Raw genomic sequence first — 13,186 nt, 5'->3', positions numbered from 1 at the left:
GGGAGCCTCTCCCGGCCACGGGAAAGGGGCTGATTCGCACTGGGCACGCATATTCGGTCAGGGAAATAAGCTCCTTAAGTTTCCCCTAAGCTTGCTGCGCTCCAATGGCGGCCGTTCCAATGCCCAGGTCCGTCCGCCGATGAACGCCTCCGTCCCGCCCGCCATCCCGGCCATCCGGCCGCCACCGCTCGTCTCCGCCGGCAAACCGCGGCTGGCCGCCAGGGACGGGTCTAGATCATGGACAAGACCCTGCAACGCGCCTGGCCGCTGTCCACGGTGCGCGTCCCGGCCTTGCGCCGCGATGCCGTCCTGCGCCACCGTTTCGGCCCGCTGTGGCTGCTGGCGCTGGCTTTCCTGGCGATCTCGCAGCTGACCCGGCTGGCGCTGCTGATCAAGGCCGGCGCCGCCGGCGAACCCGGCTTCGGCCACCTGCTGCAGGTCTTCGGCATCGGCCTGCTGTTCGATCTGGTGGCGGCCGCCTATTTCTTCGTCCCGCTCGCGCTCTACCTGTTCGCGTTGCCCGACCGGCTCTACCGCAGCCGCGTCCAGCGCTGGGCGCTGCTGCTCGGTGCCGTCGCCTGGCTGTTCCTGATGCTGTTCAACGCGGCGGCCGAATGGACCTTCTGGGACGAATTCGGCTCGCGCTACAACTTCATCGCGGTCGACTACCTGCTCTATACCCACGAGGTGATCGGCAACATCCGCGAGTCCTACCCGGTCGGCACCATCCTCGGCGGCCTGGCGCTGGCTGCGCTGGCGATCGCCTGGCGGCTGCGCCATGCGCTGTGGGCCAGCCTCGAGGCGCCGTCGCGCTACGGCCAGCGGCTCGGCTGGCTATTGCTGCTGCTGGCGCTGCCGCTGCTGGCCTTCGAGGGCGTCGATTCCCGCATGAAAGACCGCTCGGACAACCGCTACGTCAACGCACTGGCCGGCAACGGCGTGTACGAGTTCTTCGCCGCCGCCTATAACAACGAGCTCGACTACGCGACCTTCTACCGCGCCCTGCCGCTGGACGAGGCCTTCGCCCGCCTGCGCCGCCAGCTGCCGACGCCGCATGCGCGGCTGGCCAGCGCCGCGCCGCGCGACCTGACCCGCATCGTCGCCTACCCGGGCGCCGAAAAACGGCTCAACGTGGTGCTGATCTCGGTCGAAAGCCTGTCGGCCGAATTCATGAGCCGCTTCGGCAACCACCAGGGCCTCACGCCGCGGCTGGACCGGCTCGCCGCCCAGGGCCTGCTGCTGACCAATCTCTACGCCAACGGCACCCGCACCGTGCGCGGGCTGGAGGCGCTGGCGCTGTCGGTGCCGCCGACGCCGGGCCAGTCCATCGTCAAGCGGCCCGGCAACGCCGGTCTGTTCTCGCTCGGCGAGGTGTTCAAGTCCAAGGGCTACGAGGCGCGCTACGTCTACGGCGGCTACGGCTACTTCGACAATATGAACGCCTTCTTCTCGGCCAACGGCTACCAGGTGGTCGACCGCACCGCCATCCCTGCCGAGCGCATCCACCACGAGAACATCTGGGGCGTGGCCGACGAGGACCTGTTCACCCAGGCGATCGAGGAGGCCGATCGGGCCTGGACCGACGGCAAGCCCTCGTTCATGCAGGTGATGACCACCTCCAACCACCGGCCCTTCACCTACCCGGACGGCCGCATCGACATCCCCTCCAAGCAGGGCCGCGAAGGCGGCGTGAAGTACACCGACTGGGCCATCGGCGACTTCATCGACCGCGCCTCGACCCGGCCCTGGTTCGACGACACGGTGTTCCTGATCGTGGCCGACCACTGCGCCTCCAGCGCCGGCAAGACCGATCTGCCGGTCAACCGCTACCACATTCCGGCGCTGTTCTACTCGCCCAAGCACATCAAGCCGGCCGAGTTCGGCCGCCTGGCCAGCCAGACCGACCTGGCGCCGACGCTGCTGGGCCTGCTCAACTTCAGCTACACCAGCCGCTTCCTCGGCTACGACCTGTTCGACCTCGAACCGGGCCGCGAGCGCGCCTTCATCGGCACCTACCAGGATCTCGGCTTCATCCGCGACGGCAAGCTGGTCCAGCTCGATTCGCGCAAGGGCGCCCGCACGCTGCGGCCGGATTTCGAGGCCGGTACGGCCGAACGGCTGGCGGACGACCGCGAGCTGACGGCCGACGCGATCGCCTGGTACCAGGCCGCCGCCTGGGCCTACGGCCACGGCGGGCTGGCCTGGAAGGCGCACTAGCCGCCGCGGTTCCTCTCCCTGCCCGGCCGGCCGTGGCGCGGCACGCCGCGGCCGGCCGGGTCCGAGCGGGTCCGACCGGGCCGCCGCCGTGCCGGGGCGACCCGCCACTTCCTCCATTCGATCCCGCTACACTTGCCCCATGCGCATCCTGCTCGTAGAAGACGATTCCCTGCTCGGCGACGGCCTGCGTGCCGGCCTGGCCCAGTCCGGCTTCCGGGTCGACTGGGTGCCGGACGGCGTCGCCGCCGACCTCGCGCTGACGACCGAAAGCTTCGCCGCCGTGGTGCTCGACTGGAACCTGCCGCGCCGCGACGGCCTGAGCCTGCTGCAGCGGCTGCGCGAGCGCCGCGACGCCACGCCGGTGCTGATGCTGACCGCGCGCGACGCGCTCGACGACCGCGTCGCCGGGCTCGACGCCGGCGCCGACGACTACCTGGTCAAGCCGGTGGCGATCGCCGAGCTGGCCGCCCGCCTGCGCGCGCTGACCCGCCGCGCCGCCGGCCGCAGCGACCCGCTGCTGCGCCACGGCGCGCTGCAGCTCGATCCGGCGGCGCGCAGCGCGCGGCTGGGCGATGCGCCGCTCGAGCTGTCGCTGCGCGAGTTCGACCTGCTGGCGCTGCTGCTGGCCCAGCCGGGCCGGCCGCTGTCGCGCGAGCAGATCGAGAACGCGCTGTACGGCTGGGGCGAGGAAGTCGAGAGCAACGCGGTCGAGGTGCACGTCCACCACCTGCGCAAGAAGCTCGGCCCCGACTGGATCAAGACGCTGCGCGGGGTGGGCTACCTGCTCGACCCGGCCCGGGCGGAAGGCTCGCCATGAGCGCGCCGGCGGGCTCGCTGCGGCGCCGCCTGATCCTGCTGCTGCTCGGCGTGCTGGCGCCGGTCTGGCTGGCGCTGGCCGGCGCGACCTACTGGTTCATGCTGCACGAGGTCGACGAACTGTTCGACCACCAGCTCGAGCAGGTGGCCGCCACCCTGCTCGCGCTCGACACCAGCAAGGTGCACGAGGCGGTCGACGCGCCGGGGTTGAATGCCTTCGACGACGACGACGCCTTCGCCGCATGGATCTGGAGCAGCGACGGCCGCTTGCTGTTCCACAGCGAGATCGCCCCGCCGCTGCGCTTCGAGGCGCAGCCGGCGCGGCTGCAGACCGTCGAGGCCCGCGGCGAGCGCTGGCGCCTGCTGCGCGTGCAGGAGCCGGGCAGCGGCCGCTGGCTCGGCGTGGCGCGGCCCTGGCACGAGCGCGACGAACTGGCGGCCGGCCTCGCCGCCGGGCTGCTCGGGCCCTGGCTGCTGTCGCTGCTGTTGATGGTCGGCCTGCTCTGGCTGGCGGTCGGCGGCGGCCTGGCGCCGCTCAAGGAGCTGTCGCGCCAGATCGCCGGCCGCCGCCACGACGACCTGTCGGCGGTCGCTGTCGCCGCCGCGCCGCGTGAGGTCGAGCCGCTGGTGCAGGAGATCAACCTGCTGCTGCGGCGGGTCGAGGTGGCGCTCGACAACGAGCGGCGCTTCACCGCCGATGCCTCGCACGAGCTGCGCACGCCGCTGGCCGCCATCCGCGCCCAGGTCGAGGTGGCCGCCGCCGAGCCCGACGACGAGGCGCGCCGGCATGCGCTGCGCCAGGCGGTGCGTGGCCTCGACCGCGCCCAGCGGCTGACCGGCCAACTGCTGACGCTGGCGCGGCTCGACCACCTCGAGGCGGTACCCGAGGCCGGCGCCTGCGGCCTGCTGGGCCTGGCGCGCGAAGTGCTGGCCGACGCTGCGGCGCAGGCGCTGGCGCATGGCGTCGAGCTGGCGCTCGACGGCGAGGAGCTGGTGCTGCATGCGGCGCCGGGCCTGCTGCGGCTGGCGTTGCGCAACCTGGTCGACAACGCCGTGGCGCATACGCCGGCCGGCGGCACGGTCACCGTGCGGCTGGCGCGCGAGGATGGCGGTGCGATGCTGACGGTGCAGGACGAGGGCGGCGGCGTGACCGACGCGGTGCTCGAGCGGCTCGGCGAGCGCTTCTATCGCGGCGAGAGTGCGCGGCCGGGCAGCGGGCTGGGCCTGTCGATCGTGCGCCGCGTCGCGGCCTTGCACGGCGGTCGGCTGGCCTTCAGCCGCGAGAGCGGCGGCCTGTGCGCCGCCTTATGGTTGCCGGTTCGTTGAGCGATTGCTCCATATTGCCGCCCGGTCTGATAACCATATTCACATCGGGCGGGCATAAGGGTGTGGATCGGCTGTGGAAAACCGGTCTAAGTCATTCAATTCAAATGGATTAAATGGGCTGCCCGATTTTTGGGCAATGCCGCGGCCGTGTTGTAGGAGCGGCTTCAGCCGCGAATCGCGGAGCCGGCCATGCTGGCGGATGAAACGACCATTCGCGGCTGAAGCCGCTCCTCCGTGCGCTCACCCGAGTCCACGGCGGCTGCGCATCGCGGGTATCCGGTCATTCACAGCCCGCGCCGGCGCTGCCATGATCGCGGCCAGACCATCCCCGGAACACGCCGCCATGGCCGACGACCTGATCGAATTCATCAAGAGCATCCTGCTGGTGCTCACCGCGCTGCTGCCCATCATCAATCCGCCCGGCATCGCGCCGATCTTCCTCACCTATACCCAGGGCGCCACCGAGCAGGAACGCAAGGTGATCGCCAAGCGCATCGCCATCAACGGGCTGTTCCTGCTGCTCGGCGCGATGTTCGTCGGCACCTGGCTGCTCAAGTTCTTCGGCATCTCGCTGGCGGTGGTCAAGGTCGGCGGCGGCCTGGTGGTGGCCACCGCCGGCTGGCGCCTGCTCGACGCGGAGGATCACCACGAGGACGAGAACGTGCGCCGGCCGGCCGGCGCCGCCATCATCCGGCGCGCCTTCTTCCCGCTGACCTTCCCGTTCACCATCGGGCCGGGCTCGATCTCGGTGGCGATCACGCTCGGCGCCGCGCTGCGCTCGCGCGGCGGCATCGACGCGCTGAACCTCGCCGGCGGCGTGATCGGCATGCTGCTGCTGTGCGCCATCGTCTACTACAGCTACCGCTTCGCCGACCGCCTGCTCAAGCGGCTGGGCGAGACCGGCATCACGGTGTTCCTGCGGCTGTCGGCCTTCATCCTGTTGTGCATCGGCGTGCAGATCTTCTGGAACGGCGCCTCCGAATTGCTGCACGGCTTGATCAACGGGGCCTAGAACCATCCACAGCGGGGCAGGGACAAGGCTGTGGGCGGCCTGTGGATGAATGGGCCAAGCGCTTGACCGGCCAGGCGGTCGGCTAGCCTGCCCAAAATGCGGGCGCCGGGGCCTCGCCGCAACAGCGCCGCGCCGGCGCGGCGGCGGTTTGGCGGCCCCGCTGGTACACTAGTCCGTCCGCAACCACCCCCATCCCGCAATGGAGATCGCCCTTCTACTCGGACTCATCCTCATCAACGGCGTCTTCGCCATGTCCGAGATCGCGCTCGTCACCGCCCGCCGCGCCCGCCTGCAAGTGCTGGCCGAGTCGGGCGACAGCGCTGCCCGCGCCGCCATCCAGCTCGGCGAGAATCCCACCCGCTTCCTCTCCACCGTCCAGATCGGCATCACCTCGATCGGCGTGCTCAACGGTATCGTCGGCGAATCGGCGCTGGCCGGCCCGTTCGGCATCTGGCTGCAGGGCTTCGGCATGCCGGTGCGCACCGCCGAGATCCTGGCGCTGGTGCTGGTGGTGGTGTGCATCACCTTCGTCTCCATCATCCTCGGCGAACTGGTGCCCAAGCGGCTGGGCCAGATGAACCCCGAGCTGATCGCCCGCCTGGTCGCGCGGCCGATGCAATGGCTGGCCACCGTCACCAAGCCCTTCGTGCGGCTGCTGTCGGCCTCGACCGACCTGGTGCTGCGCACGCTCGGCGTGAACGCCGACAACGCCAGCCAGGTGACCCAGGAAGAAATCCACGCGCTGCTGGCCGAGGGCTCCGAATCGGGCGCCATCGAGCAGCACGAGCACGAGATGGTGCGCAACGTGTTCCGGCTCGACGACCGCCAGATCGGCTCGCTGATGCGGCCGCGCTCGGAAATCGCCTATCTCGACGTCGAGGACGGCCGCGCCGAGAACCTGGCCAAGATCGCCGACACCGACCACTCGCGCTACCCGGTCTGCAAGGGCGGGCTCGACGAGGTGCTCGGCATCGCCACCGCCAAGCAGATCCTCGGCCAGACGCTGCGCGGCGAGGCGCTGGACTTCGCCGCCCACCTGCAGCCGGTGACCTATGTGCCGGAGACGCTGACCGGCATGGAGCTGCTGGAGAATTTCCGCTCCTCGGCCGTGCAGATGGCGCTGGTGATCGACGAATACGGCGAGATCCAGGGCCTGATCACGCTGCAGGACCTGCTCGAGGCGATCACCGGCGAATTCAAGCCGCAGGACATCGAAGACGCCTGGGCGGTGCAGCGCGAGGACGGCAGCTGGCTGCTCGACGGCCTGATCCCGGTGCCCGAGCTGAAGGACCGGCTCGAGCTCAAGCAGGTGCCCGAAGAGGACAAGGGCCGCTACAACACGCTGGCCGGCATGATCATGCTGCTGCTGGGCCGGCTGCCGCAGACCGCCGACACGCTCGAATGGGGCGGCTGGCTGTTCGAGGTGGTCGACATGGACGGCAAGCGCATCGACAAGGTGCTGGCGCGGCTCGATCCCGATGCCGCGGTCGAGGGCGACAGCGACGGCGAGGACGGATGAGCGGGCTGGCCGAGCCGCTGACCGCGCCGCTGCCCGACGCGGCCGCCGTGCCGGCGGAGCCCGGGCCGGCCGCGCCGATCGCGCTGCTGTTCGGCCAGCCGGTCACCGAGCTGCCGGCCGACCTCTACATCCCGCCCGAGGCGCTGCGCGTGCTGCTGGAGCGCTTCGAGGGGCCGCTCGACCTGTTGCTCTACCTGATCCGCAAGCAGAACCTCGACATCCTCGACATCCCGATGGCGGTGGTCACCGCCCAGTACATGGACTACGTCGACGCGATGCGCACCGGCCGGCTCGAGCTGGCGGCCGAATACCTGCTCATGGCGGCCATGCTGATCGAGATCAAGTCGCGCATGCTGCTGCCGCGGCCGGCCGCGGTCGAGGGCGGCGAGGCCGATCCGCGCGCCGAGCTGGTGCGCCGCCTGCTCGAATACGAACAGATGAAGCTGGCCGCCTTCGAGCTCGACCAGCTGCCGCAGGCCGGCCGCGATTTCGCCTGGGTCGCCGCCGCCTTCGACCGCGAGCTGGTCGAGCGGCTGCCCGAAGTCAGCCCGGTCGATCTGAAGCACGCCTGGCTGGCGCTGCTGGCGCGCGCGCGCCACAACAAGCACCACACGGTGAAGCCGGACGAGCTGAGCGTGCGCGAGCAGATGGGCGAGATCCTCAAGCAGCTGGCCGGCGGCCGCTACCTCGAATTCACCGCGCTGTTCGACACCGCGCGCGGCATCCCCATGCTGGTGGTCAGCTTCATCGCAGTGCTCGAGCTGACCAAGGAAGGCCTGATCGCAGTGAGCCAGGCCGAGCCCTATGCGCCGATCTACGTGCGGCTGGCCGGCCTCGAGCCGGCCGTGCTCGAAGCGGCGGAGGCAGCCTGAACATGGCGTCCGCGCTGCACGACCGCCAGCACATCCAGACCGTCATCGAGACCGCGCTGCTGGTCGCCCAGCAGCCGCTGGGCCTGCACGACCTGAAGAAGCTGTTCGCCGAAGAGCTCAAGGCCGAATTCCTGCACGAGGTGCTGGAGGCGATCCAGCAGGCCTGGAGCGGGCGCGGCGTCGAGCTGGTGCGGCTGGCCGGCGGCTGGCGTTTCCGCGCCCGGCTCGAATACCAGCCCTACCTCGACCGGCTCGACCCGGCCCGGCCGCCGCGCTACTCGCGCGCAGTGATGGAGACGCTGGCCATCATCGCCTACAAGGGCCCGCTGACGCGCGGCGAGATCGAGGAAATCCGCGGCGTCGCGGTGTCGAGCAATATCGTCAAGACGCTGGAGGAGCGCGGCTGGATCGAGGTGGTCGGCCACCGCGAGACGCCGGGTCGGCCCGGTCTCTATGCCACCACCCGCGGCTTTCTCGACGACCTCGGCCTCAAGAGCCGCAGCGAATTGCCGCCGCTGGCCGAACTGGGCGGCCTCACGGTGCCGGAAGCCGCGGACTGACTGGCTTTCGGCCGGTTCTCTGCTACGCTTGCAGAATATAATTCGAACGATCGCGTGCCGGCGCGACGCCTGTGTTCCGCCACGCTCGCCCGCCGGCCCGTACCTGGGAGTTCGCAAGGCGAAGCGATGGACGAGACCCTCTACACCCTGGTCCGGCAGGCCGGCGACAGCTGGCTGGCGCATGCCGAGGACGGCCACCCGGTCCTGCTGCTGCGCGATCCCGGCCTGCCCGACGATTTCCCCCTCCATCCCGGCGGCCACGCCGTGCTCGCCCCGCTCGAAGGCCGCGCCGAGATCGACGGCGAGCGCTGGCTCGCCTACGGCTGGGGTGCCGGCGCCTCGCTGGCCGAACGGCTGGCGGCCGGCGCGCTGCCGCGGCTCCAGGCGGCGCGGCTGGCGCTGCGCCTGCTCGACGGCCTGGCGCATGCGCGGCTGGTCGGCTGGCGCATCGGCCTCATTGCGGCCGAGCGCGTGCTGCTCGGCGCCGATGGTCAACCGCTGCTGGCTGCCCGGTTGCCCGACGACGCGGTGGGCGAGGACCCGGTGCGCGGCATCGGCGAGCTGCTCTACCAGATGCTGACGGCGCGGCTGCCGCTGGCCAACGAGCGCGGCGAGGTCGCGCTGCCGTCCGCCTTCGCCGACGGCCTCGATCCGCGGCTCGAAGGCATCGTGCTCGGCGCGCTCGGCGAGGCCGGCTTTCCGCGCTACGGCCATCCGCTCGATTTGCGCGCCGCGCTGGCCGACTACCTGGCCGAGATGGAGGCGCTGAGCACCGCGGCGCAGCAGGATGACAGCCCGGCCGGCTTGCTGCTGGGCCGCATGGGCAAGACCGACGACTTCCCGGCGCTGTCGCGCGCGGTCGGAGCCATCAGCCGGGTCGCTGCGGCCGACAGCGAGAAGCTGCAGGCGCTGGCGACGGTGATCCTGCGCGACTTCTCGCTCACCAACAAAGTGCTCCGGCTGGCCAATTCGGCCAGCTACGGCCAGTTCGGCGGCACCATCAGCACCATCTCGCGCGCGGTCATGGTGCTCGGCTTCGACACCATCAAGGCGCTGACGCTGACCCTGGTGCTGATCGAGCGGCTGAGCGACCACGCGCTCGCCGACGAGCTCAAGGACGAGGTCGCGCGCGCCTTCTTCGCCAGCGTGATCGCGCGCCAGCTGGCCGAGCGCACCGGCTACCGCGACCTCGAGGAGGCGAGGGTGGCCGGCATGTTCCACCGGCTCGGCCGCTTGCTGGCGCTGTACTACTTCCACGACGAGAGCCGCGAGATCGCCCGCCTGATCGAGGCCGGCGAGACCGAGGAGCGCGCTATCCGCAGCCAGCTCGGCGCCAGTTACGAGGAGCTCGGCATGGCGGTCGCGCGCAGCTGGCACCTGCCCGACAAGCTGGTCGGCAGCATGGCGCTGGAGGACGCCAAGCCGCGCTCGCCGCGCCACGACGGCGACTGGCTGCGGCTCTATGCCAACGCCGGCAGCGCGCTGATGCGGGCGATGCTGGCCGAGGACGAGGGCCAGCGCTTCGCCAGCTTCCTGCGCGTGCGCGACGGCCATGCCGTGGCGATGCGGCTGACCGAGCGCGACCTGCGGTTGGCGGTCGACGAGGCGGCACGCGAGACGCTGCGCGAGGCGGCCATCTTCGGCCTGGAAACCCAGTCCGAGGGCACCCTGGCGCGGCTGCGCAAGCTCGGCGGGCTGCCGCGCGGCGGCATGGCGGCGGCCGAGTCCGGGCTGGAGGAGCCGGCACCGGCCGAGGAAGAGGCGGCGCCGGCGGTCGACCGGCCCGAAGTTGTCGAGGTGCTGGCCAGCTGCGTGCAGGACGTCACCGAGACCCTGGTCGGCGATTTCCGTCTCAACGACCTGCTGCGCATGATCCTGGAGACGCTCTACCGCAGCCTCGGCGTGCGCCGGGTGCTGCTGGCGACGCGCAGCGTGCAGCGCAACGCGGTGGTCGGCCGCTTCGGCTTCGGCGACGACATCGAATCGTTTCTCGAACGCTTCCAGCTGCCGCTCGACGACAGCGGCGACCTGTTCCGCACCGCGCTGAGTCGCAATCGCGACGAGCTGGTCGACGACATCGACCACCCGGCGGTGCGCGAGCGCATCCCGGCCTGGTTCCGCCAGCTCGGCGCCGGCCGCAGCTTCCTCCTGCTGCCGGTGGTCATCGACCGCAAGGTGGTCGGCCTGTTCTACGCCGACCAGGACGCGCCGGGCAGCCTGCGGCTCGGTCCCAAGGAACTGGGCCTGTGCAAGGCGCTGCGCAACCAGGCCGTGCTGGCGATCCGCCACAAGACGCCGCCCGTCGCCGGAGCCTGATTGCGCTGCCGCATTAGATTTTTTGCTCGAATTTTTAATCTGTTGTTAACAAAGGATAAAAGTACGGATCGATGATTTTGTGCAACGCACAAAAAAGAGCTTGACGGTGAACCGGGCGCTGACCATAATGGTCTCATGCTGCGGTGCAAAAGAGACCATGTGCACGGCACATTCCACCGACAATCAGCCAGGAGAAGACCCATGTTCGCAACCTCCGATTTCGCCGCCCTCGGCCAAGCACAACTCGAAAAATCCATCCGTCTGTCCAATATCGCCCTGTCCGGTGTCGAGCGCCTCGTCACCCTGCAGCTCGACGTCGCCCGCGAACTGCTGAGCGAAAACACCGCCACCGCCAAGGCCCTGACCGAAGTCAAGGACGTGCAAGGCCTGCTGTCGCTGCAGCAGCAGCTGTCGCAGCCGGTGGTCGACAAGGCCCTGGCCGTCGCCAAGAACGTCTACGAAGCGGCCAGCAGCACCCAGGCCGAACTCGGCGCCTTCGTCGAAGAACAGGTCATCGAATTCAACAAGGGCTTGGTCACCACGCTGGACAAGGCCGTGAAGCAGGCTCCGGCCGGCTCCGAGATCGTCGTCTCGGCCGTCAAGACCGCCGTCGCCACCGCCGCTTCGGCCTACGACACGGTCGCCAAGACCGCCAAGAAGGTCACCAGCGACTTCGCCGAAGCCAGCGTCGCCGCCGCCGAAACCTCGGCCAAGGCCGCTGCCGGCGTTGCCAAGACCTCGGCTCGCAAGGCTTCGCCCGCTGCCGCGGTCTGATCGATCGCCGGTCGCGCCGCCTCGGCGGTGCGACGGATCGAACGAAAAAACCCACGCTTCGGCGTGGGTTTTTTCATGTCCGTCATCCGGGCGCTTCAGGATGCGGGCGGAGTGCCTCGAGCGCCGGATGACGGTACGTTGCCGGCCGATTGCCGACCCAGCCAGCGCAGCAGTTGCGCCAGCTTGCAGGCCGGCGAATCGGTTTCGGCGGCGCCGGGCGGCGTCAGCATGAACAGCGGCGGCAGGGGTTGCGCCGCGCAGTAGGGCCGGCGATCGGATTCGTGGTCCAGATAGCGCCCGGCGCGCTCGGCCAGCGCCCGCAGCAAGTCCTGCTGGCCTTGCCACCAGCCGCTGGGCGCCTGGCCCAGCGGCGCCATCATCAGGCCGGACAACTGGCCGATGCCGCCGCCGAGCATGGCCGCCAGGTCGGCCAGCAGCCGTGGTGCGGCCAGATCGCCGGCATGCAGCCAGCCACCGGCGGCCGGCGCCAGCGCGTCGAGCAGCGCACCGGCCTGCGCCACCGGCCCGGCTTCGCCGCCGACGGCGAGCAGGAAGCCGTGCTCCACGCCGAACGGACTGTCCTGCCAGGCGATCCGGATGCGCTGCGGATGATCGGGCAAGGGGGATGCATCGCCGAGCTCGACGACCAAGTCGCCGGCGGCGAGAGGGCAGGGCGGCGGGCCGCCGAGCAACCAGAGCTGCGGCCCGGCCGGCGCGACGCCCCCGGGCGGCGCGGACCAGCCCGGCGGCATCTGCGCATCGAGACACCAGCCCGCCTTGCCCTGCCGCGCCAACCGGGCCGCCAGCGTGGCCGGCAGGTCACAGGCGATCAGCTGCACGCCGGTCCGCCGCCCTCGCACAGCAGGCGGCTCACGGCCGGCTGGGCCAGGTGGTCGAGGAACCAGCGCAGCGCATTGCCGCGCGCCTTGGTCGGCCAGGCGACATGCAGCTTGGCGACCTGCTTGGCTTCCTCGCACTGCAGCGCGACCAGGCGGCCGGCATCGATATGCGGCTGGGCGATGCGGCGCGGCAGGAAGCCCACGCCGAGGCCGGCCAGCTGGGCGGCCAGCTTGTCGGCCTGGGTCGATACCGTCAGCGTCGGCTGGCCGGTCAGCAGGCCCGAGGTGCGCGGCGGCAGCGTGCGCGAGCTGTCGGCCACGCTGACCGCGCGGTGCGTGCGGACCGCCTGGATCGGCACCGGCTGCGGCTCGCGCGCCAGCGGATGGTGCGGCGCGGCGGCCAGCACGAATTCGACCTCGCCCAGCGGCTGGCTCTTGAAGCCGCCGCCGGGCGGCGCATCGTCGGGTGCGCCGATGGCGAGGTCGGCACGGCCGGTGTAGAGCGCATCCCAGGCGCCGCCGAAGGCCTCGTGCGAGAAGCGCAGCCGGGTCTCGCCGCCGATGCCGTCGAAGGCCGCGACCGAGCCGAGCAGGGCGCCGAAATCGACCAGGTCGCCGACCGCGATGCGCAGCTCGGGCTCCCAGCCGGTGGCGACGCGCTTGACGCGCGCCTCGAGCGCGGCGGCGGCGTCGAGCAGCGGGCGGCCTTCGCGCAACAGTTCCTGGCCGGCCGGCGTCAGCCGCGCACGGTGGCCGCTGCGGTCGAAGATCAGCACGTCGAGGTCCTGCTCGAGCTTCTGGATCGTGTAGGTGATCGCGGACGGCACGCGGTGCAGCTCGGCCGCCGCAGCGGCGAAGCTGCCCTTGCGATCGATGGCGTCGAGTACGACCAGCGCATCCAGGGATAGACGCATGTCAGGAATTCCGAAGCGGGC

Annotated in this window: 11 protein-coding genes; 9 read left to right on the top strand and 2 right to left on the bottom strand. The window is 70.7% G+C overall.

Features of this window, described 5'->3' with window-relative positions:
- Positions 1 to 237 precede the first annotated feature (237 nt).
- From H9L41_RS12405 to H9L41_RS12365, 9 genes are all read left to right on the top strand, one after another.
- Entirely contained in the window at positions 238 to 2,217 is a 1,980-nt protein-coding gene (locus H9L41_RS12405; protein ID WP_051319199.1) for an LTA synthase family protein, read from the top strand.
- Positions 2,218 to 2,356: 139 nt separating this feature from the next.
- Positions 2,357 to 3,034 (top strand): response regulator transcription factor, encoded by a 678-nt coding sequence (locus tag H9L41_RS12400; protein WP_028447023.1) that lies wholly within the window; start codon positions 2,357 to 2,359, stop codon positions 3,032 to 3,034.
- A complete protein-coding gene (locus H9L41_RS12395) occupies positions 3,031 to 4,359 on the top strand; it encodes an ATP-binding protein (protein WP_028447024.1) in 1,329 nt (442 codons plus the stop codon). Before H9L41_RS12400 ends, H9L41_RS12395 begins: the two co-directional genes overlap by 4 nt.
- Before the next feature lie 343 nt (positions 4,360 to 4,702).
- Positions 4,703 to 5,371: a MarC family protein gene (locus H9L41_RS12390; protein WP_028447025.1), complete on the top strand. Its 669-nt coding sequence runs from the start codon at positions 4,703 to 4,705 to the stop codon at positions 5,369 to 5,371.
- A gap of 250 nt (positions 5,372 to 5,621) precedes the next feature.
- Positions 5,622 to 6,890: a hemolysin family protein gene (locus H9L41_RS12385; RefSeq protein WP_308419504.1), complete on the top strand. Its 1,269-nt coding sequence runs from the start codon at positions 5,622 to 5,624 to the stop codon at positions 6,888 to 6,890.
- Positions 6,887 to 7,762, top strand: a complete 876-nt coding sequence (locus H9L41_RS12380) for a segregation and condensation protein A (RefSeq protein WP_028447027.1) — start codon at positions 6,887 to 6,889, stop codon at positions 7,760 to 7,762. Before H9L41_RS12385 ends, H9L41_RS12380 begins: the two co-directional genes overlap by 4 nt.
- A 2-nt stretch (positions 7,763 to 7,764) precedes the next feature.
- Positions 7,765 to 8,322, top strand: coding sequence for an SMC-Scp complex subunit ScpB (gene scpB, locus H9L41_RS12375; protein ID WP_034607430.1), 558 nt, complete (start codon positions 7,765 to 7,767; stop codon positions 8,320 to 8,322).
- 126 nt (positions 8,323 to 8,448) lie between these two features.
- The gene (locus H9L41_RS12370; protein WP_051319200.1) at positions 8,449 to 10,638 is read left to right on the top strand and encodes an HDOD domain-containing protein; all 2,190 of its coding nucleotides are present in this window, start codon (positions 8,449 to 8,451) and stop codon (positions 10,636 to 10,638) included.
- A gap of 201 nt (positions 10,639 to 10,839) precedes the next feature.
- Positions 10,840 to 11,412, top strand: coding sequence for a phasin family protein (locus tag H9L41_RS12365; protein ID WP_028447028.1), 573 nt, complete (start codon positions 10,840 to 10,842; stop codon positions 11,410 to 11,412).
- A 95-nt stretch (positions 11,413 to 11,507) separates the two neighbouring features.
- On the opposite strand, the gene H9L41_RS12360 is transcribed toward H9L41_RS12365, so the two are convergent.
- Complete coding sequence (locus H9L41_RS12360; RefSeq protein ID WP_028447029.1) at positions 11,508 to 12,251, bottom strand: hypothetical protein; 744 nt, start codon at positions 12,249 to 12,251, stop codon at positions 11,508 to 11,510.
- The gene (locus H9L41_RS12355) at positions 12,242 to 13,165 is read right to left on the bottom strand and encodes a LysR family transcriptional regulator (RefSeq protein WP_028447030.1); all 924 of its coding nucleotides are present in this window, start codon (positions 13,163 to 13,165) and stop codon (positions 12,242 to 12,244) included. Before H9L41_RS12355 ends, H9L41_RS12360 begins: the two co-directional genes overlap by 10 nt.
- Positions 13,166 to 13,186 lie beyond the last annotated feature (21 nt).

The organism is Chitinimonas koreensis, assembly GCF_014353015.1.
Lineage (GTDB): Bacteria > Pseudomonadota > Gammaproteobacteria > Burkholderiales > Chitinimonadaceae > Chitinimonas > Chitinimonas koreensis.
The sequence above is the reverse complement of the archived record's forward strand: the minus strand, read 5'-3'. Positions and strand labels throughout refer to the sequence as shown.

What these genes read in the sequence shown, in the direction of transcription:
- H9L41_RS12405 (WP_051319199.1), top strand. Translation starts at nt 238, where the DNA reads ATGGACAAGACCCTGCAACGCGCCTGGCCGCTGTCCACGGTGCGCGTC.
- H9L41_RS12365 (WP_028447028.1), top strand. Translation starts at nt 10,840, where the DNA reads ATGTTCGCAACCTCCGATTTCGCCGCCCTCGGCCAAGCACAACTCGAA.
- H9L41_RS12370 (WP_051319200.1), top strand. Translation starts at nt 8,449, where the DNA reads ATGGACGAGACCCTCTACACCCTGGTCCGGCAGGCCGGCGACAGCTGG.
- H9L41_RS12395 (WP_028447024.1), top strand. Translation starts at nt 3,031, where the DNA reads ATGAGCGCGCCGGCGGGCTCGCTGCGGCGCCGCCTGATCCTGCTGCTG.
- H9L41_RS12390 (WP_028447025.1), top strand. Translation starts at nt 4,703, where the DNA reads ATGGCCGACGACCTGATCGAATTCATCAAGAGCATCCTGCTGGTGCTC.
- H9L41_RS12380 (WP_028447027.1), top strand. Translation starts at nt 6,887, where the DNA reads ATGAGCGGGCTGGCCGAGCCGCTGACCGCGCCGCTGCCCGACGCGGCC.
- scpB (WP_034607430.1), top strand. Translation starts at nt 7,765, where the DNA reads ATGGCGTCCGCGCTGCACGACCGCCAGCACATCCAGACCGTCATCGAG.
- H9L41_RS12385 (WP_308419504.1), top strand. Translation starts at nt 5,622, where the DNA reads ATGTCCGAGATCGCGCTCGTCACCGCCCGCCGCGCCCGCCTGCAAGTG.
- H9L41_RS12400 (WP_028447023.1), top strand. Translation starts at nt 2,357, where the DNA reads ATGCGCATCCTGCTCGTAGAAGACGATTCCCTGCTCGGCGACGGCCTG.
- H9L41_RS12355 (WP_028447030.1), bottom strand. Translation starts at nt 13,165, where the DNA reads ATGCGTCTATCCCTGGATGCGCTGGTCGTACTCGACGCCATCGATCGC.